Genomic DNA, 20,116 nt, shown 5'->3' with positions numbered 1-20,116 from the left:
TCACGAAGAACTTGATGCTACAGCTGCTGCCCCCATTGCCGCGAACATTGCTGCTTGCTGTGCTTGAATTAATAATTCAATAGATGACATGATCGTCATTGATAAGGATTGTTGCACCTGCGCCATATCATAAATTACAATTTGTATGGCCATAAATAACACAAATTCACGATGCCATTTTAAAAGTTTCATATCTTTTAACTCATTATATACATCAACAATCTGTTGAAGCTGTACTTGATTCACTTCAAGGATTGCTAAAAAACCAAGTAAAGGATAGTGCATCGTCTTGACCTTTACATCCTGATTCTTTAGTGTGTCACGGATCGTCACAACATTTGGCACTAGATTATTATCATATTGGGCTGATAAGAAAGTCAGTAATTGCGATAGCCATTGAAGCTCATTACCCGCATTAAAATTATACGTACGTAATTCTTTATAATAACGATTCATTGTTTCCGCACGTAGCTCCGCATCATCAGAGGGGCTACTTAACAATACTGCATAAGGAATATCATCGTATGACGTTAAAAACTTATGATGTTTACGGATTGCATCAAATAATGCACGTGCCGCCTGTGCATGTGCACGCTTCTCGCTTTCCTCTTCAGTTAAAAACTGTGCTCCAATAAAACTAAAATTCCCACTTCTAAATTTCGCTTCCTTCATTATATTCACGTTGTGCAGTAAATTTTTTACGGCTTGTTGTGGATCTTCTTGCTCCAATAAATTTGCAGCAATACTATAACCTACCGTTGTTCTTAACGGAGATGTCCATGAAGTTTGCTTTTTCATTTCTTGTAATACTTCTTTATACTTAACAGAATCAAAAGGTTTTCCAGATGCCACATATTTGCTAGCTATGGCTAACACAATTTTACGATGCACTGTCCGGCCAACAGCATTCGAGACATCCTCCACCATATTTGTAAACTGATTTTCAATCATAACGAAATCCATGTTTAACACGCTCCTTTTCCATATTTACGTAATTAAACAAAAAAGGATTCATTCATTTTGGCTCATCATCATAACGTTGGATTGGTTTCATTCCTGCTAACGAAGCGACAGTAGCACATGATTTTTTGTGTGAAAGCCTCCTATCAAGTAGCCATATAACCTCACATAAACTTTCCAAATAAATCAACATAAAAAACAGCGGCAATACTGTTTGCCGCTGTCACTAAAGTCTTTAAATTACACCTAATTCCTTTAACTCCTCTGTTGAAAAGGCTCTTGATCTTGTTAAGAACCGTTTCCCTTCAACGCCTTCAAGTGAAAACATACCACCTCTACCATCGACAACGTCTAAGATTATTTGTGTATGCTTCCAGTAGTCGTATTGATTTTTATGCATATAGAAGGGAGCACCACCAATCTCTCCTAGGCAAACATCTTGATCACCTAATAGTAGGTCGCCCTCTGGATAACACATTGGCGAAGAGCCGTCGCAGCATCCACCTGATTGATGAAATATAACAGGACCATGCTTTTCTTTCAATAATTCTTTTAGTGCTAGCGCTTCCTCTGTTGCTATAACTCGCTCGACCACGCTCATGCACCTCCCTATTGATTAGAAGAAACCAAGTTTGTTTTCACTGTAGCTAACTAATAGGTTTTTCGTTTGTTGATAGTGAGCTAACATCATCTTATGGTTTTCACGACCAACCCCTGACATTTTATAGCCACCGAATGCTGCATGTGCAGGATAAGCGTGGTAGCAGTTTGTCCAAACACGTCCTGCTTGAATACCACGACCAAAGCGATAGGCTGTATTCATATCACGTGTCCATACACCTGCACCCAAACCGTATAATGTGTCATTCGCGATTTCTAACGCTTCTTCTTTTGTTTTAAATGTTGTTACAGCAACAACTGGCCCGAAAATTTCTTCTTGGAAAATACGCAGTTTATTATGTCCTTTGAAGACAGTTGGCTTAATGTAGTAACCATTTTCAAAGCCTGCTCCTACATTATTTTTCTCTCCGCCAATTAGACATTCTGCACCTTCTTGCTTTCCAATATCTAAGTAAGAAAGGATTTTTTCCATTTGCTCACTTGAAGCTTGCGCACCCATCATCGTATTCGGATCAAGTGGATTTCCAACTTTAATCGCTTCAACACGCTGTAGGACGCGCTCCATAAATTTATCGTAAATAGATTCTTGAATTAATGCACGAGAAGGACATGTACATACTTCACCTTGGTTTAATGCGAATAATACAAAGCCCTCTACTGCTTTATCTAAAAAGGCATCATCTTCGTCCATAATATCCTCAAAGAAGATGTTTGGCGATTTGCCGCCCAATTCTAATGTAACTGGAATAAGATTTTGCGAAGCATATTGCATAATTAAGCGACCTGTCGTTGTCTCACCCGTAAAGGCAATTTTACCGATGCGTGGGTTTGATGCGAGCGGCTTCCCTGCCTCTAAGCCAAAGCCATTGACAACATTTAGTACACCTGATGGCAATAAATCTTCTATTAATTCAACGAGCACCATAATCGAAGTTGGTGTTTGCTCTGCAGGTTTTAACACCACACAGTTTCCAGCTGCAAGTGCTGGTGCTAGCTTCCAAACAGCCATTAATAACGGGAAGTTCCATGGGATAATTTGACCTACTACCCCAATTGGCTCATGGAAATGATAAGCGACAGTATCGTTATCGATTTGGCTTACTGCGCCTTCCTGTGCACGTAAAGCTCCCGCAAAATAACGGAAATGATCAATTGCAAGAGGGATATCTGCATTTAATGTTTCACGTACCGCTTTTCCGTTATCCCATGTTTCGGCAACGGCTAGCTTTTCTAAGTTTTGTTCTATGCGGTCCGCAATTTTAAGTAAAATGTTTGCACGCTCTGTTGGGGATGTTTTTCCCCATGCATCTTTTGCGGCATGTGCTGCATCAAGTGCAAGTTCAATATCCTCAGCAGTAGAACGAGCTACTTGTGTAAAAACTTGTCCAGTAACAGGTGTCACATTGTCAAAGTATTGTCCTTTCACTGGAGGTGTCCATTCTCCACCAATGTAATTTTCATATTTCTCTTTGAATTGAACTACCGACCCTTCAGTGTTTGGAAATGCATAAACCATTTTACTTCTCCCCTTTACACAAAATGATGAGAAAATAATCTACAAATATCGTCATTTTTTATCGAAATAACAATAATTTCATAGATACCCTCTTACACAATATATTGTCAGAAACGAAAAATAATTTCAACTTTTTTAAAATTTTTTAGATTCCTATTAAAATTCGTTTGTGATTAAGGAAGCAAATTGGTATGAAAGCACAAGGGATAAGGGGGTAGAACGACGAGGAGAATCACGAAAGTTGTTTTCCTGGAATGAGTTATTTTTCCTAGAAAAGCTTCTAGAATTCACGGTGTGACCAACTATAATGTATACTTAAAAATAATATAAATGTATAGGAGAACAGTATGCGCATTAATAAATATTTGAGTGAAACAGGCATCGTATCTCGTCGCGGTGCGGATAAATGGGTAGAAGAAGGTAAAGTAACCATTAATGGTGAACTTGCTACAGTTGGTAGTCAAGTAGCAGCTGGTGATATGGTTTGTGTTGATGGAAAAGAGGTAAAGAAAGAAGAACAGCTCGTATATATTGCCTTAAACAAACCAGTAGGAATTACAAGTACAACTGAACGTCATATAAAAGGAAATGTCGTTGATTTTGTCAATCATCCTCTTCGCATTTTCCATATTGGACGACTAGATAAAGAGTCAGAAGGGCTATTATTACTGACAAATGATGGTGACATCGTCAATAAAATTTTACGTGCTGAAAATCATCACGAAAAAGAATATATCGTGCAAGTCGATAAACCCATTACGGAGCAATTCATCAAAAAAATGGGAGCGGGTGTAGATATTTTAGATACTACAACCTTACCTTGTCATGTCGAAAAAATTTCTGATAAAGTCTTTAAAATCATTTTAGAGCAAGGTTTAAATCGCCAAATACGTCGTATGTGTTCGGCACTTGGCTACTCCGTTAAGCGTCTACAACGCATTCGTATTATGAATATTAAGCTTGGCAATTTAAAAGTTGGACAGTGGCGCGATTTAACAGATAAAGAACGAACAGAACTATTTAGACTACTTAAATACACACCAAAATAAAGCAGTTTAAGGGGATGGAACTATGCTGTCAATTCAAAGTACTGAGCAGTTAACTGGGGCACGTGTTAGCGGGGATTTTTGGGATTTAGATGAGCTTATTAATGCTATTTACAAAATAACTGGTGATGAAAACAAGTATTATGATTATCAAGGAGCGCGCCTGCGCATTCTTCGTGTTTGTTATAATCTACGTCAAGCTGCCCAGGGGGAGCATCAGCTTGAGTTTGTTAGCAATGGTCTCAATAAAAGTGTTTTGATACAGCATGAACTAATTTTTCCCCACAAAAATGCTTATTTCGCAGCAGAGATTCTTTGGCCTGAGCTAATCTTTACTGCTATCGCTTTAAACGATTTCATTCGCCTACATCAGGAGCTAATTGATTCTTCTGATTGGAATATTGATGTTGCCGCTATTCGTAAATTCCAGGCAGCGGTTGCTAACTGTTTAGAGCAGGAGCTTAATGAGGAAGAATACTTAGTATTTTTAAGAATGCTCCATACTAAAAGTCCATTAACATTCCGGTATGCAACACAGTACATCGATGTTTTGAACTTAGAGTATATTCAACTAAGCCTAGAGGAGCGTAAAGCTCAATTAGCATCATTTGCTCTCCGATTAATGTTAGAAGACAATGAATATGTAATGCTAAAATCACAACTCATGGAAGCCGCAATTACTACAAAAAAATCGTTACATGAAATCGAAATTAAAGCTAAATATCCTGAAACTATTTTGTGGTAAATAGGAAGCGCCGTCTCAACTAATTTGAAACGGCGTTTGTCAATAAAATATAGCGATTGGGCTAAACGAGTAGCCCTCATCTAGGTAAACAATATTTCCTTGGCCATTTTGTTTTTCAACACTATGAGCCGACTCACCTAACTTTGAACAGCTATCTATCTTCCTTTAAATTGTTGTGTAAGCCATTTTTCTAATAACTTCCTCGTGCTGTGGATAGTCAGCTAAAAGCTCTTCTTGTGTAAATAATTCGAAGTCTTCAAAATCAAAGCCTGGCGCAACCATGCAGCCTACTAAACTAAATGCTTCTGCATCCTCTACAGATGAGCCAAATATAGTATTTTTCGGTACTGCTATTTGTGGTACTTCTCCCGACTCAACATCTAATCCAAGTTTCTTCGCCTCATATGTACCATCTGGGAAAATCATATGGACTGTTAGCGGACTGCCAGCATGATAATACCAAAGCTCGTCCGACTTTAAACGATGCAAATGCGATATATCCTGTGAACGAAGTAAGAAATAAATACTCGTATAAATGGGTCTCTGTACATCTCTTACAGCCATATCCTCAGCTGCTCTAAACGAGGATATGTAATATCCCCCCTCAGGATGCTCTGCTAAATTTAATTTCTCAATAAAATATTGTGCTGAATACTTCATAAAACATCACTCCTTTCGTCCACAATACCAAATAATAAAAGACGAATGCTACTGCTATCTTTTTTTTCAAGCACCTATCTAATATAAAAGGCATCTCATCTTCGGAGATGCCCTCATCTTTTATAAACCACCTAAATAAGCAGCCTTTACTTGTTCACTCTCTTGAAGCTCTTTAGCCGTGCCCGATAATACTATACGTCCTGTTTCAAGTACGTACGCACGATTGGCTACGGATAAAGCCATATTGGCATTTTGCTCAACAAGTAATACGGTTGTACCTTCTTTATTAACTTGCTCAATAATATTAAAAATATTTTTTACCATGAGTGGCGCAAGCCCCATTGAAGGTTCATCCATTAATAACAATTTTGGTTTTGCCATTAATGCTCGACCCATCGCTAGCATCTGTTGCTCACCACCAGATAATGTACCTGATTGCTGTTTACGGCGCTCCAACAGACGCGGGAATAATTCATACACATGCTCTAGATCCTTTTTGATACCTGCTTTATCGTTACGGAGATATGCTCCAAGCTCTAAGTTTTCTTCAACGGACATATTTGCAAAAACACGGCGCCCCTCTGGAACATGTGAAATTCCTGATTTTACAATTGTCTGTGCAGCTTTCCCTGAGATAGAGAAGCCCTCATATTCAATGATGCCACCCTTTGGTTTTAATAAACCTGACAATGTTTTTAATAATGTACTTTTACCGGCACCATTTGCACCAATTAACGTTACGATTTCACCCTCATTTACTTCTAAAGAGAGGCCCTTTAATGCTTGAATGTTACCGTAAAATACATCTATATTTTGTACTTTTAGCATTAGCTGATAACCTCCTCGCCAAGGTAAGCTTCAATTACCTTTGGATTGTTGCGGATTTCTTCTGGTGTCCCATCAGCGATTAATTGGCCGTGATCGAGCACGTATATACGTTCACAAATTCCCATAACTAAGCTCATATCATGCTCAATTAGAAGAATTGTTAAGCCAAATTCTTTACGAATAAACGCTATTAATTCCATTAAATCATGCGTCTCCTGCGGGTTCATCCCTGCTGCTGGCTCATCTAATAAAAGTAGCTTAGGTTTCGCAGCAAGAGCACGAGCAATTTCTAGACGGCGCTGCATCCCATAAGGTAAATTTTTCGCAAGTTCATCCTTATAAACATCTAAGCCAAAGATTTTTAAAAACTCAATAGATTGATGCTCCATTTCTGTCTCACCTTTAAAATGATTCGGTAAGCGGAAAATAGAAGACCACATGGAATGCTTTGCAAGTGAATGGTTTGCTACCTTAACATTATCTAAAACAGATAGCTCTTTAAATAAACGAATATTTTGGAATGTACGACTAATACCTTTTTGTGTTACTTGATATGGTGCAAGCCCATTTAACTTTATATTGTCAAATGTAATCGTGCCCTCAGTTGGCTTATACACCCCGGTAAGCATGTTAAAGCTCGTTGTTTTACCAGCTCCATTAGGCCCTATAAGACCTACTAGTTCTCCTTGATTTAGGTACATATTAACGCCCTGTACCGCCTTTAAACCACCGAATTGAATGCCCATGTTTTCAACATTGATAAGAAGGTTTCCAGTCATTATTTTGTACCTCCTTTTTTACCGAATTTAAATAAATCTGTAACTTCCTTTGTTCCCATCAAACCTGTTGGACGGTACAGCATTACCACTATTAAGACTAAGCTATAAATAATCATACGTGTTTCTGGGAAGTTTGCTAAATATGCTGAGACTACTGTTAAGAAGACCGCAGCTATGACAGATCCTGAAAGACTGCCTAAACCACCAAGAACTACATAGATTAAAATATCAAAAGATTTTAAGAAACTGAAAGTGGTCGGTTGAATAATGTAAAAATTATGTGCAAAGATGGCCCCTGCAAGACCAGCAAAGAAGGAACCAATTGCGAAAGCTACAACTTTATAGTAGGTTGTGTTAATACCCATTGCATCTGCCGCAATTTCGTCCTCACGAATCGAAATACATGCGCGTCCATGACGGGAATTTGTAAAGTTCGAGATTACTAAAATTGTTAGAACAACACCTATGAATGCATAAGTCCAATTTGATAAATATTCAACCTGCATCCCTGCTGCGCCACCAACATAATCCGTATTTAAGAAGATAATACGTATAATTTCCGCAAAACCAAGCGTTGCAATTGCTAAATAGTCACCTTTTAAACGTAACGTCGGGATACCTACAATTAAACCTGCTACTGCTGCTGCAAGTGCCCCTAAAAAAATAGCTAATGGGAACGGAAGCATTAATTTAGTTGTGATAATGGCAGAAATATATGCCCCTACCGCTAGAAAGCCGGCATGCCCAATCGAGAACTGACCAGTAATACCAATGACAATGTGCAAGCTGACCGCAAGCATAATGTTAATACACATTGTGATCAACATATTTTGATAGTAAATATCGAGAAAGTTCGTTGAAATAAGCACCTGAACAACTGCATAGATGACTAGCGCTAATACTGCATAGCCCCAGAAAACTTTAGACTTTTTCATAATCACCACTCACCTACACTTTCTCACGGGCATTTTTACCAAAGATACCCGATGGTCTGAAGATTAAAATTAAAATTAAAATAACAAATGCCGCTGCATCACGCCATAGAGAGAAACCAAGTGCACTTACGAATGATTCCACAACACCGAGCAACATACCGCCAACCATGGCACCAGGAATAATACCAATACCGCCAAGTACTGCCGCTATGAATGCTTTAACCCCTGGAATAACACCCATTAATGGATCGATTTTTGTGTAATATACCCCGAAGATAACACCTGCTGCACCCGCTAAGGCTGAACCTATTGCGAATGTCGCTGAAATTGTGTTATCTACATTAATGCCCATTAAACGTGCTGCATCGGCATCATGAGAAACAGCACGCATCGCTTTCCCAATTTTTGTTTTATGTACGATGAATTGTAAAAGAATCATCAGTACAATTGAGACAGATAAAATTAATATAGATGTACTACTAATTTGAACACCAAAAATATCAAATGATTTATTTTTAATGACATCAGGATATGCCGCAGGTTGCGCACCTCTGAAGAAAATCGTTGTATATTCGATTAATAGCGATACACCGATTGCCGTAATTAAAGCAGCAATACGTGTGGCATTTCGCAAACGCTTATAAGCAATACGTTCAATTAAAACACCAAAGATTGCACAGACTGTCATTGCCAATAATAGTGCTGGAAAGAAACCAAGCTCCCATTTAGCCATTGCATAAAAGCCAATAAATGCCCCAATCATGAAGACATCTCCGTGGGCAAAGTTAATCAGCTTAATAATCCCGTATACCATCGTATACCCCAGCGCTATTAATGCGTAGATACTACCTAATGAAATACCATTCACAAGCTGCTGTATCCATTCCATGAGCGTTCACTCCTTTTTATTTTTTGAAAAGTGCAAAAATAGGACTTACTTCTACATGTTATTATTGAAAAGAGAGTAAATTGTGTCCTCTTAAAAATTTTTTCATCATCTATCCATTTCGCTTTGGTGTATCTGCATTCATCTCATCACCTTCAATGGTGGGAACCTTTACTGAATAAGAGAAAACAAAAAGGGAAGGCGTGTTTACCCGCCTCCCCTTGCCTAGAAAACATTAAGGATTAACTTTAGAGTTGAACACTTGTTTACCGTCTTTAAATTCAAGAACTGTTGCTGTTTTAATTGGGTTATGATTTTCGTCAACTGAGAAAGTACCTGTTACTAAAGAAAGATCTTTTGTGTCAGCTAGTGCATTTTTAATTGCTTCCCCATCCGTAGAGCCTGCACGTTTAATAGCATCAGCAATGTAGTAAATTGAGTCATAGCCAAGTGCATTAAATGCATCTGGTGCTTTATCATTGTTCGCTGCTTTAAACGCCTTTACGAAGTCTTGAATTTTTTTATCTGGGTCTTCTGCAGAGTAGTGGTTTGTGATGTACGTGTTATTTAGCGCTTTCGCACCAGCTAACTCTACTAATGTTGGTGAATCCCAACCGTCAGCCCCCATCAGTGGTACATCAATACCCATTTCACGTGCTTGTTTCACAATTAAACCGACCTCTTCATAGTATCCTGGGATAAAAATAAAGTCTGGCTTCTCTCCTTTAATATTTGTTAACTGTGTACGGAAATCAGTATCCTTCGCTACATACGCTTCTTCCTTTACAACTTTCCCGCCATTTTCTGTAATTGTTTCTTTAAATGATTTCGCAAGGCCTTTTGCATAATCAGATGCGTTGTCCGCAAAAATAGCTACATTTTTAGCTTTCAATTCATTAGAAGCGAAGTTTGCTGCTACAATCCCTTGGAATGGATCGATGAAACAAGTACGGAATGCATACTCATTAATGCTACCGTTATCATTTACTGTAATGTTTGGAGCAGTACCAGAACCAGTAACGATTGGGATTTTATTTTTATTCGCAATTTGCACAGTAGCAACTGTATTACCAGAAGTTGCTGGGGCTAACATTGCTACTACTTTATCTTGCGTTGCTAGTTTAATAGCTGCTGCAGTAGCCTCCGAGTTTTCTGATTTGTTATCTACTTTAATAAGGTCAATTTTTTTACCGTCGATCCCACCATTGTCATTAATTTCTTTAACAGCAAGCTCTGCACCCAGAGCAATTGACGAACCATAGGAAGCTACGTTACCCGAAAGTTCTAAGTTTGCACCGATTTTAATCGTATCACCGTCAGAAGAACCGCCACCGCCTGATGATGATCCTCCTCCTGAACTTGAACTACCTCCATTACCACAGCCCGCAAGAACGCCTGCAAGTAATGAAGATGCCACTAAAAGTGAGCCAAACTTTTTAAGCTTTTTATTCTCTCGCATAATTTTATTCCCCCTGAATTTTTTCAAATGTTAGATATTTCTGATAATTATAAACAATCCGCGGCATTTCCTCAATAACAAAAATAACCAAAATGATAATTTATAACTATCTATTACTAAATCGATATATTATTCAATTAAACCTTTTACATTGTAAAACATTCTTTATTTTTAGTCTAGAGTGATTTTTCTGTATAATTAGTAATTTAAGAATTATCTATTAATTCGGAGTAAACATTACTATAAAACTATTATTTTTTTTACAATAAAATCTCGTTAAAAGAAGCCCTTTTTTCAAAAATTGCTAGATCTAGCATACAAAGCGCTAAAGCGTTTTCGCAAAGTATTAATACGGAATTACAGTACTTAGCGGGCGCAATCGGAGTAAGATTTTTGTCAAAGTCGAATCCATAAAAGAGCTTAGAGCTAGGTATTTCTACAGCTCTAAGCTTTTTTCAATGCAAACACACAGAGGCGTTCGTTAATATTTGTTTCATGTTCAAGATGAACCTCATGGACTAATTCAAAAGGCGTCCCATGATGTAAAAACTGTAAATAATCATACGGTGGGTAATATAAAATAATATGAATTTCACGCATATGCTGTTCATAAGACTGCCATATATTATGAATTACTGTACGAAAAATATGAATTGAAAACGGATTGAAAAAAAAGAAAACGGTGTCGCTTGGCTGAATAGCATAGTCCTCTGCTATTGAATGAATAAAGGATATCGGTGCTTGAGCACTCTTTTTATGAAGATAACCACTTTTATTATTTTCAGCCTCTGCATAAAAACCTGCATCCATTTCTACCCCAATTGTCGGAATATGAAATTTATCATGTACATAAATAGGAACTCTCCCTTTTCCACATCCCATATCGATAAACACTGGATTATCAGGCATTTCATACTCTGCAAATAATTGTTCTAAGCCAGCATACGGTGTTGGCTCATAGCGATGATAATGAGCTAGTTTAGGGAAGCCGTATTGTTCACCTACTGTGTTAATATGTAAATATTTATCAAATTGATGTTCATTCATACTATTACTCCTAAAAAAAGAATGATTAATTTTAGCACGATAAAAAGAAAAAACCACCCCCAAAAGTTTTGAGGGCACTTGGTGAGGCTTTGTGTTGTTAGCGATTTTTTGATGTTTATCAGCGATTTATCTGGTTTTATCAGCGATTCCTTGTTGTTTATCAGCGATTTTTCCGGTTTTATCAGCGATTCTTTGTTGTTTATCAGCGATGTTCCCGGTTTTATCAGCGATTCTTTGTTGTTTATCAGCGATGTTAAAAGTTTTGGAATATCGTCCTCCCCGGTTTAAAACAAAGAGCATTGCAACTATTAATAAGGCAAGCAAACAACAATCGTATAACAGTTCCTTGCTTTAGTTGCTCATCGCCTTTGCTAGGCCATGTAGGTCCTCCATTTTCGTCAGGTCGTTGCATTGGACCAGCACAATATGGTCTTTCCCCCTGCTTATCACCATTTTGAAGCTATTTTACATTGCTCTTCTATTGACAATGTCTTCCTAGGCGAATTATCATTGATTGCGAATGATAATCATTGATAATTCATTCATATGGTTAACTAAAAAATGAATAGGGGGGGAAATTATGATTATTGTTACAAATCGTATTCAAGTAAAACCCGGCTTTGCTGCAAAAATGGCACCGAACTTTACAAAACCAGGACCTCTACAGCAGTTTGAAGGCTTCCATAAAGTGGAGGTATTAATTTCAACTGATGATCCGACTTATGACGAAATGAGCGTCAATATGTACTGGGAGTCCAAGGAGCATTTCCAAGCTTGGCGTAATAGTGATGCATTCGCTGCAGCTCATCACCGTCCTGGACAAAGTGCTGAGGGAGGAAAGCCTGAAAACAGTCCACTTATCGGTAGCAAAATAGTTATAGCCGAATTAGCTTCTTCGATTGAAGCGTTACGCTAATTTTTAACTTCTTTCAGCAACTGAAAGAGTAACAACTAAAATATCTTCTGATTCTATCTAAAACATCCTGCATTTTTGAAAATGCAGGACTTTTTTGAATTATTGCATGAAAATAACTAAAACATAGCCAAGTATTGATAAGCAAACCGAACCGATAAGTCCTGCAATAAACGCTTTTACGCCTAATTGTTTAAAAGTTTTTATCTCTACATTTAAACCTAGTCCAGCCATCGCCATCCCAATTAAAATATAAGCGATATTTACAAATGTTTGCGCTACATTAGCTGGTACAATCCCTAACGAATTAATAGCACTCATCGCTAAAAAACCAAGAATAAACCATGGAATTATCGACAGCGAAAACCTTTCTTTTTCCTGCCCCTTATCAATTCTTCGATATAAAATACCGATGACAATAGCTACCGGTACAAGCAATGCGACACGTGTTAGCTTCACAATAACTGCCGTATTAACAGCTTCATTTCCACCAGCTGAGGCTGCTGCAATAACATGAGCAATTTCATGTAGCGTGCCTCCCGCAAAAATACCATATTCAGTAGGTGTTAAGTTAAATACTGAATATAACACCGTGTAGACTAATGTGAATACAGTCCCTAGTAATGCGACTATCGCTGCGCCCACTGCCGTTTCTTTTTCATTCGCCTTAATTTGGGGAGCAATAGCGACAACAGCCGCAGCCCCACAAATAGCTGTACCACAAGCTGTTAATATGCCTAGCTTTTTATCTACATGAAATACCTTCGTTAAGCCGTATACAACCACTAAAGCAAATACTAGATTAATAAAGGCAATAAGAAAAACATTCGCGCCAGCATTGTAAATATCCGCTAAGTTTAAACGCATCCCCAAAAAAATAATACCGAGGCGTAACAATTTTTTACTTGAAAATGTTATACCTGTTTGCCAAGAATCCTGCACCTTAAAAGCTGCTCTCCAAGCCATACCTAATATAATGGCAATGACAAGCTGCCCTAATATTGAGAAGAACGGGAATGTCGAAATATACTTTGCTACTAAGGCAATTATGAGTGTCAACAATATCCCCTTCATAAACGCTGGGGTCAGGAAACTTTTTACCCTATGCTGCCTATTATCCATGTTGTTCACTTCTTTCATCCTTGATGATTTTACTTTATTAGAAAGTTAATCATCAGTAAAATACATATATATAATCATAATTATTAATATTTCTAATGATAGGAGTGATGATATGCAATTTGATGCTTTAAGAACGTTCATCACACTGGTGGAGGTCAATAATTTTACGAAAGCCTCCGAAATACTTCATATTTCGCAGCCCAGTGTCAGTTTACACATTAAAAATTTAGAGCAAGAATTTCAAACGACTTTATTTATCCGTTCACCCAAATCTGTACAAATCACACCAACTGGAGAAATTCTATATAAACGAGCTAAGCAAATGATGGCCATTGCCGAGGCAGCAAAAGAAGATATTTTAACCTATCACCATGAAATTCAAGGTACACTTGTGATTGGCGCTAGCTTTACTATTGGGGAATATATATTGCCTCCTATCATTGCGAGCTTGCAACAGCAATTCCCTCAGCTAGAGCTTCAAGTTATTATTGGTAATACGAAAGAAATCATTCAATATACAAAATTGTTACAAGTCGATATCGGTCTTATTGAAGGACAAGCACACGATCATGAACTTCTTATTAAACCGTTTATGCAAGATGAATTATTTATTGTCAGTGCGAGTAATCACCCCCTTGCAAAGAAGGCAACGATTACGGTTTCGGACATGCAGCAACAAAATTGGGTTGCACGTGAAGAAGGCTCAGGCACACGTTATTATTTAGATCATTTATTTAGAGCAAACGGGCTTCAAGTACGTTCACTTCTTACTATTAGTAGTAATCAAGGTGTGAAAGAAAGCGTTATACAAGGGCTTGGACTTTCATTACTGTCCGCTAGTGTCATCGAGCGCGAATTAAAAAATGGCGATATAAAAATCTTACCCCTCGAGGAACAGTATTTTATACGAACATTTTCTTATTTGTGCTCGCCTACACTGAAAAATAAACGCAATGTTGACATTCTTTTAGAGGCGCTATTAAAAAAGGCTTAAATAGTATAACTCTTCGGAGTCAACTTAATATTGTGTAAAATTCTATACAATGTTCTTCAACTCTGACTTTAGTTTAGTCAAAGTCCAGCTTATATTGGTATTCGCCGCTAAAAGTGTGAGTTGCGCCGCTAACCAAAGGAAGAACGCCGCTAAAACACGTAATTCCGCCGCTAACCAAGCAAGAAACGCCGCTAAAACACGTAATTCCGCCGCTAACCAAGCAAGAAACGCCGCTAAAACACGAAATCCCGCCGCTTCGGCAGATTTCCGTACCGACTAGGCGCTTTGTAGCTGACGCTTCGCTTTCACACAGAGCAAAGCTTCCTGGGCGTGTCCGATGAGATGCTTCGCTTTAGTGTCTCGGGCCAACACGATGTTGGTCACGAAGGCGTTGTCACAGGATGTGATGGTTTTAGCCTTCGTTCCTCTCTATCACTAATCTCCTAGGAGTCGCCCGGTCTCCACTACAATCAACATTTGCATGGCGTACTTTATAGCAAAATGTCATCCTAAATTATATGTAACACTTACCGCAACGATGGGATGATTTCCGTTCCACACAGTATGTACCTTCTAGCATGAACTAAAACTTCAGCAATAATGTTTATCTGAGCGACAGCACCGCAACACTCGCAAAGATTCCATTGCTCATTTTTTAACATTTGAATGTTAGAGTTTTACTACTCGCTAATCTTACTTTATAATTCTCGGATTTAGACGTTTAAGCTCCTGCTTATGCTCAATAATTTCTACAAATTTCAATGCTGCTCGTGATAAAGGTACGCTTTTTAAATAACACATGCCTATGCTTCGTGTCGGTATACTTTCTGTTAATGTTAGCTCATATAAAAATCCTCGCTGCAAATAATCATTAGAAAATTCTTTTGTCACACAAGCAATTCCTAAATTACTGCGTGCAAATTCCAGCACTAGATCATGTGAACCAAGCTCAAACTCCGGTTCAATGAAGATCCCTCTTGCAAATAAATAATCTTCTACATACTTTCTTGAATTTGATTTTTTCTCTAAAAAAATAAGCGGAAACTTTAACAAATCCTCAAAGCTTAAGCTTTTTGATGCCAACGTTTTGTACTTCTCGCCGCATACAAAAATATCTTGAACCTCGGTGCACACGGTTAACTGTAATGTCTGATCCTCTATCGGGAAATTACAAAGTCCTATATCAACCTCACCAGATTTAATAAAGTTACAAATTTCCGAAGTCGTTCCATTTAACATTTGTAATTTTATATTTGGATACATTGTATGAAACGTCTCTAGATAAGGCATTAAATAAAAACGAGAAATAGTGTCCCCAACGCCAATTTTCAATTGACCCGTTGTTAAATTTTTGAATTCTAGCAGCTTCTCCTCACCAGCATCTAAAAGGCCTAACGCGGAATTTGTATACTCATATAAAAGTTTACCCTCCGTTGTTAACGTCACCCCTTTAGGTGTGCGGTTAAAGAGACGTGTACCTAGCTCCTTTTCTAATTGCATCATAGCTTGGCTAACAGCTGGTTGAGTCATATATAAATCTTTAGCCGCACTTGAAAAGCTATTATTTTTAGCAACAATACTAAAAACACGATATAAATCTAATTTCCCTATCATATAAGCACCTCTTATAGCTATTATACGAACTATTAATTTTACTTATATCACTAAAGGGGCGTATAGTAAAACTATATTGGTTTTATTTAACATAAATTTACCCATTTAATAAGGAGAGATTATTTTGGAACGTGTAGTTGGTACAGTAGTAAGAGGTCTTCGTGGTCCAATCATTAACGAAGGCGATAATATTGAGCAAATCGTTGTTGATACAGTATTAAATGCAGCTAAGGCTGAAGGTTATTCCATTGAAGATCGTGACATTGTCACAGTAACAGAATCTGTCGTAGCGCGTGCACAAGGTAACTATGCATCCATTGATGATATCGCAGCTGACGTAGCTGCTAAATTTGGTGATGATACTGTTGGTGTTATTTTTCCAATTCTAAGCCGTAATCGTTTTGCTAACTGCTTACGTGGTATTGCAAAAGGCGTAAAAAAAGTAGTTCTTATGCTTAGCTATCCATCTGATGAGGTGGGGAACCACCTAGTTGATATCGATGAGCTAGATGTAAAAGGGATTAATCCTTGGACAGATACTTTAACTGAGGTTGAATTCCGTGAGCATTTCGGCTATAAAAAACATACATTTACAGGTGTAGATTATATCGAATATTATAAAGAACTAATCGAAGCTGAAGGCGCTTCTTGTGAAGTTATTTTTTCAAATAACCCAAAAACAATTTTAGACTTTACGAAGAGTGTGTTAACTTGTGATATTCATACACGCTCACGTACAAAACGTATTTTAACGGCAAACGGCGCTGAAAAAGTATACAGTCTTGATAATATTTTATCTGAACCTAATAATGGTTCTGGCTTTAACGCAGAGTTTGGTCTACTTGGTTCAAATAAAGCTACTGAGGATAGCGTAAAATTATTCCCACATACATGCCAACCGATTGTTGATGGCATTCAAGCAAAAATCAAAGAAGCTACTGGTAAAACAGTGGAAGTAATGGTTTATGGTGATGGCGCATTCAAAGACCCTGTGGGTAAAATTTGGGAGTTAGCTGACCCGGTTGTTTCACCAGCTTTCACTGCTGGATTAAACGGCACGCCAAACGAAGTAAAACTAAAGTACTTAGCTGATAACGATTTTGCGGATCTTCGCGGCGAAGAATTAAAAGCAGCAATTTCGGAGTATATCCAAAACAAAGATGAAGATTTAACTGGAAAAATGGCTGCTCAAGGTACAACGCCTCGTCGTTTAACAGACCTAATTGGCTCTCTTTCAGACTTAACTTCAGGTTCAGGCGACAAAGGAACACCAATGATTTATATTCAAGGTTATTTCGATAACTATACAAAGTAATTTTTTAAAAAAAGTGCGAGCAGGCCGCTCGCACTTTTTCTATTGACATATTTATATTTTTATATACTAATTTACTTTTGAAGCACTAAATATTACACCAGCAGCTTCATCATATTTTAAGTTATACCGAATCGTATCTTTCTCTACAGTTGTTTCATTCTTTTGATAGTCATAACTTTCGTCAAACAAGCGTAAATCCTTCAACACAGCACCAATATCGTTTTGGCTTAAGTCTGGGTTTGTCATACCTATTAATAATCCCATGGAAAATATGATATCCATCCCTTCTCCTTGCCCCACCATAATCAACTCATGTACTGCGCCTTTTTCATCAATATTTTCAATTAAAGTAATATCCTTACCCAACTTTGAAGTAATTGTTTCTTCTTCTTTCTTTGTATTTTCAAGAGAATATGAGAAGTCTAGTTTTTTCATTTCTTTGTTGAATGCCTCTATAAATTCTTCTTGATTATTATAAAGTGGCAGCGTTGTTGCCTTTCCAATTATAATCGGTGAGACAAAGTAGACGCCTGCTATTACGGTAGCTATAGTACGTTTCTTCTTAGTAAGCCGTCCCTGTTTCCACATAAGAAATACGCCCAAAGGAGGAAAAATAATTAACCAAAACCACATAAACCAAGCTGTTTTAACAATGGGGGTTCTAAGTTTTGACTCTGCTTTATGCATCATCTTTCTTTCCCCCTTTTAACAATTCTTCAATTTTAATAGTAAATATATATTTTTTAGCATTATCTGTACCTACATGCAAGGAGTCTTTTAATATATTTACAACATTTTTATCATATGGTGTGTTCTTTTCGTCTTCCATTAAATGATTAAAAAGTGACTTCCCTTCAAAATCAGCCGTCTTAATATGAAAGCTTTTTTGTAGTAATTGTTCCCCTTCTAATCGTTGAAGTTTCTTTTGATATTGTGAGATTACTGTTGGCGTTTCTGTTTTTTTGACCAATAATTTATAAAGCTTTTTAGCATCCCCATATTGCTTTTGGTAAAATGCTTCTTCTGCATCGCTCGTTAAAGACTCTACTGTTTCAGTATAAAAAGATTTAATCTTATCCAACTGTTTTATCTTCTGAGCCTCTTGGATAATGCTGAAAGTTTCTTCGTAATCTTTTTTATCCCTAGCATTTGTAGCTTTATAAAGTAATTCATCGATTTTTTCATTGTCTTTCATTTGTTTTAATAAACCACTAGCTTTTTGCTTAATCTCGTCATTAGAACGTCGATTTTCTTTGATATAAACTGCATAGTCTTTAGCTACAGAATATTCCCCTGCATTAGCCTTAGATTCAGCTAATTCATAAATAGCATTCACAGACTTTTGAATAAGACTATCTGTTTTACTACTACCTTTATTCAATTCGTAAATCTTTTCAAGTTCACTAATAGCTCCCTTATAATCTTTACTGTTATATAAATTCGTTGCCATTGTGTAATAGTTTTCCGCCTTCACTTGATCCTCATCTATTTTGGGCTCCGGTGTTGAAGGCACAGGTTTTTTTGGAGCAGGTTTTGATATATTGCTACTGCCATTAGATGTACTACCACCATTATGATAATGATATTCTCCGTATTGTAATCCCCATTTTTCACAGTTAGTTCGACAAGTATGTCCTCCATTACTATCTGTTCTACCTGGATGGGCACTTGCTGTAAACGGTAATAGTAGTAAAAAACTGCAAACTAATACACTAATTTTTGACAAATAACCACTTCTCACTACTTCTTCCTCCTATCTACAATAATTGACATATTTTATCTTATATCATATTTCCCATGACGCAAAGATAAAAGGGAGAAATAGGAGTATGTTTAGTTTTAGCAAAGATCCCTCACCAAGAAGACGATTGTAACGAAAACAAACTCCCTAAGTGAGGATGACAGGAATCGAGCCTGCATGTCCATTCTGTAAAAGGATACGCCACCATTGCTTACTTCCTCATACTCATTATAAATTTTTAACTTCATGTTGATTGATTAAGGTTTTACTCCATCATTTAACCAATGTTCGCTTGTTCGAGCATGATTCTGTCTCACAAATTTCCCTAGGTATTATTCATAATGAACTGTTTTCATGCATATATTTATAAAAAGCTCCTCATATGTGGGACGGGTCTGGATTAACGCAATAACTTGCTCTTTTGAGATTTCATACAGGCTCACTTTATGCACCATATGAACCTCTTCAACCCCGCCACAATATCAGAAACTCCTCTCATTTTCTCCATTATTACTTTTCGGAATCCACCTCTTTTTTTTAATATTATTTTGATACACACTGAAGACTTGGTATATCAAAATAATATTAAATAATATTAGAACATACAGATATTTTTACCTATCTCAAATACCCTGCGCTCCATTCAATATTTTTCGAATCAACAATAACAAATTGATCTTAAAGTCACATTTAGATACTCACACAAAATACGGGATACCAATCGAAATTTCTACCTAGCAGCGTTCCAAAATACCTTTTAACGCATAGCATTACTCGAAAGAATAAGCGTTTTCCGTCATTTCTTCATTCCCTTTCAAGTGTCTATATCATGTAGAAAAACATATTCTTTTAACAACTTAAGTTGGGTGTGACATTTGTTCAAACAATACTATGAATATAAGTCAGTTTGAGGGCGATTCTTCAAGGATCGGCGT

General features: G+C 37.3%; 20 protein-coding genes and 1 tRNA gene. 5 read left to right on the top strand and 16 right to left on the bottom strand.

All coding sequences use genetic code 11. The annotated features are described in order from the left end of the window. From PVA17_RS01165 to adh, 3 genes are all read right to left on the bottom strand, one after another. Positions 1-963, bottom strand: a complete 963-nt coding sequence (locus PVA17_RS01165) for a DUF4003 family protein (RefSeq protein ID WP_274066668.1) — start codon at positions 961-963, stop codon at positions 1-3. Positions 964-1,195: 232 nt separating this feature from the next. Next, positions 1,196-1,555: a DUF779 domain-containing protein gene (locus PVA17_RS01160; RefSeq protein ID WP_274066667.1), complete on the bottom strand. Its 360-nt coding sequence runs from the start codon at positions 1,553-1,555 to the stop codon at positions 1,196-1,198. A gap of 21 nt (positions 1,556-1,576) precedes the next feature. Further along, positions 1,577-3,097: an aldehyde dehydrogenase gene (gene adh / locus PVA17_RS01155; protein ID WP_274066666.1), complete on the bottom strand. Its 1,521-nt coding sequence runs from the start codon at positions 3,095-3,097 to the stop codon at positions 1,577-1,579. Between the two features lie 347 nt (positions 3,098-3,444). Between adh and rluF the strand changes: the two genes are divergently transcribed. Together rluF and PVA17_RS01145 are read left to right on the top strand one after the other, a co-directional pair. After that, on the top strand, positions 3,445-4,146 hold the full coding sequence (gene rluF, locus PVA17_RS01150; RefSeq protein ID WP_132362623.1) for a 23S rRNA pseudouridine(2604) synthase RluF: 702 nt from the start codon (positions 3,445-3,447) through the stop codon (positions 4,144-4,146). A 22-nt stretch (positions 4,147-4,168) separates the two neighbouring features. Then, complete coding sequence (locus PVA17_RS01145; protein ID WP_274066665.1) at positions 4,169-4,888, top strand: DUF6904 family protein; 720 nt, start codon at positions 4,169-4,171, stop codon at positions 4,886-4,888. A gap of 165 nt (positions 4,889-5,053) precedes the next feature. Here PVA17_RS01145 and PVA17_RS01140 read toward each other — a convergent pair whose 3' ends face one another. The 8 genes from PVA17_RS01140 to PVA17_RS01105 all read right to left on the bottom strand — a co-directional run bounded on the left by PVA17_RS01140 (position 5,054) and on the right by PVA17_RS01105 (position 11,806). Further along, a complete protein-coding gene (locus PVA17_RS01140) occupies positions 5,054-5,548 on the bottom strand; it encodes a cupin domain-containing protein (RefSeq protein WP_132362619.1) in 495 nt (164 codons plus the stop codon). A gap of 120 nt (positions 5,549-5,668) precedes the next feature. Then, on the bottom strand, positions 5,669-6,376 hold the full coding sequence (locus tag PVA17_RS01135) for an ABC transporter ATP-binding protein (protein WP_274066664.1): 708 nt from the start codon (positions 6,374-6,376) through the stop codon (positions 5,669-5,671). Continuing rightward, entirely contained in the window at positions 6,376-7,155 is a 780-nt protein-coding gene (locus tag PVA17_RS01130) for an ABC transporter ATP-binding protein (RefSeq protein ID WP_274066663.1), read from the bottom strand. Before PVA17_RS01130 ends, PVA17_RS01135 begins: the two co-directional genes overlap by 1 nt. Further along, positions 7,155-8,090: a branched-chain amino acid ABC transporter permease gene (locus PVA17_RS01125; RefSeq protein WP_132362613.1), complete on the bottom strand. Its 936-nt coding sequence runs from the start codon at positions 8,088-8,090 to the stop codon at positions 7,155-7,157. Before PVA17_RS01125 ends, PVA17_RS01130 begins: the two co-directional genes overlap by 1 nt. 13 nt (positions 8,091-8,103) lie before the next feature. After that, positions 8,104-8,979: a branched-chain amino acid ABC transporter permease gene (locus tag PVA17_RS01120; RefSeq protein ID WP_132362611.1), complete on the bottom strand. Its 876-nt coding sequence runs from the start codon at positions 8,977-8,979 to the stop codon at positions 8,104-8,106. A 232-nt stretch (positions 8,980-9,211) separates the two neighbouring features. Further along, entirely contained in the window at positions 9,212-10,435 is a 1,224-nt protein-coding gene (locus tag PVA17_RS01115) for an ABC transporter substrate-binding protein (protein WP_274066662.1), read from the bottom strand. 444 nt (positions 10,436-10,879) lie between these two features. After that, entirely contained in the window at positions 10,880-11,482 is a 603-nt protein-coding gene (locus PVA17_RS01110) for a class I SAM-dependent methyltransferase (protein ID WP_274066661.1), read from the bottom strand. Positions 11,483-11,608: 126 nt separating this feature from the next. Then, entirely contained in the window at positions 11,609-11,806 is a 198-nt protein-coding gene (locus tag PVA17_RS01105) for a hypothetical protein (protein WP_274066660.1), read from the bottom strand. Positions 11,807-12,062: 256 nt separating this feature from the next. On the opposite strand from PVA17_RS01105, the gene PVA17_RS01100 reads away from it, so the two are divergent. Further along, entirely contained in the window at positions 12,063-12,398 is a 336-nt protein-coding gene (locus PVA17_RS01100; protein WP_132362605.1) for a heme oxygenase, read from the top strand. Between the two features lie 99 nt (positions 12,399-12,497). On the opposite strand, the gene PVA17_RS01095 is transcribed toward PVA17_RS01100, so the two are convergent. After that, the gene (locus PVA17_RS01095; RefSeq protein ID WP_274066696.1) at positions 12,498-13,517 is read right to left on the bottom strand and encodes a YeiH family protein; all 1,020 of its coding nucleotides are present in this window, start codon (positions 13,515-13,517) and stop codon (positions 12,498-12,500) included. Between the two features lie 112 nt (positions 13,518-13,629). Between PVA17_RS01095 and PVA17_RS01090 the strand changes: the two genes are divergently transcribed. Next, a complete protein-coding gene (locus PVA17_RS01090; RefSeq protein ID WP_274066659.1) occupies positions 13,630-14,511 on the top strand; it encodes a LysR family transcriptional regulator in 882 nt (293 codons plus the stop codon). Between the two features lie 693 nt (positions 14,512-15,204). Here the strand turns inward: PVA17_RS01090 and PVA17_RS01085 are convergent. Then, on the bottom strand, positions 15,205-16,125 hold the full coding sequence (locus tag PVA17_RS01085; protein WP_132362601.1) for a LysR family transcriptional regulator: 921 nt from the start codon (positions 16,123-16,125) through the stop codon (positions 15,205-15,207). Between the two features lie 124 nt (positions 16,126-16,249). On the opposite strand from PVA17_RS01085, the gene PVA17_RS01080 reads away from it, so the two are divergent. Beyond that, positions 16,250-17,440 (top strand): coenzyme F420-0:L-glutamate ligase, encoded by a 1,191-nt coding sequence (locus PVA17_RS01080; protein WP_248717515.1) that lies wholly within the window; start codon positions 16,250-16,252, stop codon positions 17,438-17,440. Positions 17,441-17,506: 66 nt separating this feature from the next. Here the strand turns inward: PVA17_RS01080 and PVA17_RS01075 are convergent, their stop codons facing one another. The 3 genes from PVA17_RS01075 to PVA17_RS01065 form a co-directional block, all read right to left on the bottom strand. Further along, complete coding sequence (locus PVA17_RS01075; protein WP_274066658.1) at positions 17,507-18,130, bottom strand: hypothetical protein; 624 nt, start codon at positions 18,128-18,130, stop codon at positions 17,507-17,509. Next, complete coding sequence (locus tag PVA17_RS01070) at positions 18,120-19,181, bottom strand: YHYH domain-containing protein (RefSeq protein ID WP_274066657.1); 1,062 nt, start codon at positions 19,179-19,181, stop codon at positions 18,120-18,122. Before PVA17_RS01070 ends, PVA17_RS01075 begins: the two co-directional genes overlap by 11 nt. Positions 19,182-19,333: 152 nt before the next feature. Beyond that, positions 19,334-19,402, bottom strand: a tRNA-Cys gene (locus PVA17_RS01065). Positions 19,403-20,116 lie beyond the last annotated feature (714 nt).

This window comes from Lysinibacillus sp. CNPSo 3705 (genome assembly GCF_028674935.1).
GTDB lineage: Bacteria > Bacillota > Bacilli > Bacillales_A > Planococcaceae > Lysinibacillus.
The sequence above is the reverse complement of the archived record's forward strand: the minus strand, read 5'-3'. Positions and strand labels throughout refer to the sequence as shown.

What these genes read in the sequence shown, in the direction of transcription:
- PVA17_RS01165 (WP_274066668.1), bottom strand. Translation starts at nt 963, where the DNA reads ATGGATTTCGTTATGATTGAAAATCAGTTTACAAATATGGTGGAGGAT.
- adh (WP_274066666.1), bottom strand. Translation starts at nt 3,097, where the DNA reads ATGGTTTATGCATTTCCAAACACTGAAGGGTCGGTAGTTCAATTCAAA.
- rluF (WP_132362623.1), top strand. Translation starts at nt 3,445, where the DNA reads ATGCGCATTAATAAATATTTGAGTGAAACAGGCATCGTATCTCGTCGC.
- PVA17_RS01145 (WP_274066665.1), top strand. Translation starts at nt 4,169, where the DNA reads ATGCTGTCAATTCAAAGTACTGAGCAGTTAACTGGGGCACGTGTTAGC.
- PVA17_RS01140 (WP_132362619.1), bottom strand. Translation starts at nt 5,548, where the DNA reads ATGAAGTATTCAGCACAATATTTTATTGAGAAATTAAATTTAGCAGAG.
- PVA17_RS01135 (WP_274066664.1), bottom strand. Translation starts at nt 6,376, where the DNA reads ATGCTAAAAGTACAAAATATAGATGTATTTTACGGTAACATTCAAGCA.
- PVA17_RS01130 (WP_274066663.1), bottom strand. Translation starts at nt 7,155, where the DNA reads ATGACTGGAAACCTTCTTATCAATGTTGAAAACATGGGCATTCAATTC.
- PVA17_RS01125 (WP_132362613.1), bottom strand. Translation starts at nt 8,090, where the DNA reads ATGAAAAAGTCTAAAGTTTTCTGGGGCTATGCAGTATTAGCGCTAGTC.
- PVA17_RS01120 (WP_132362611.1), bottom strand. Translation starts at nt 8,979, where the DNA reads ATGGAATGGATACAGCAGCTTGTGAATGGTATTTCATTAGGTAGTATC.
- PVA17_RS01115 (WP_274066662.1), bottom strand. Translation starts at nt 10,435, where the DNA reads ATGCGAGAGAATAAAAAGCTTAAAAAGTTTGGCTCACTTTTAGTGGCA.
- PVA17_RS01110 (WP_274066661.1), bottom strand. Translation starts at nt 11,482, where the DNA reads ATGAATGAACATCAATTTGATAAATATTTACATATTAACACAGTAGGT.
- PVA17_RS01100 (WP_132362605.1), top strand. Translation starts at nt 12,063, where the DNA reads ATGATTATTGTTACAAATCGTATTCAAGTAAAACCCGGCTTTGCTGCA.
- PVA17_RS01095 (WP_274066696.1), bottom strand. Translation starts at nt 13,517, where the DNA reads ATGGATAATAGGCAGCATAGGGTAAAAAGTTTCCTGACCCCAGCGTTT.
- PVA17_RS01090 (WP_274066659.1), top strand. Translation starts at nt 13,630, where the DNA reads ATGCAATTTGATGCTTTAAGAACGTTCATCACACTGGTGGAGGTCAAT.
- PVA17_RS01085 (WP_132362601.1), bottom strand. Translation starts at nt 16,125, where the DNA reads ATGATAGGGAAATTAGATTTATATCGTGTTTTTAGTATTGTTGCTAAA.
- PVA17_RS01075 (WP_274066658.1), bottom strand. Translation starts at nt 18,130, where the DNA reads ATGATGCATAAAGCAGAGTCAAAACTTAGAACCCCCATTGTTAAAACA.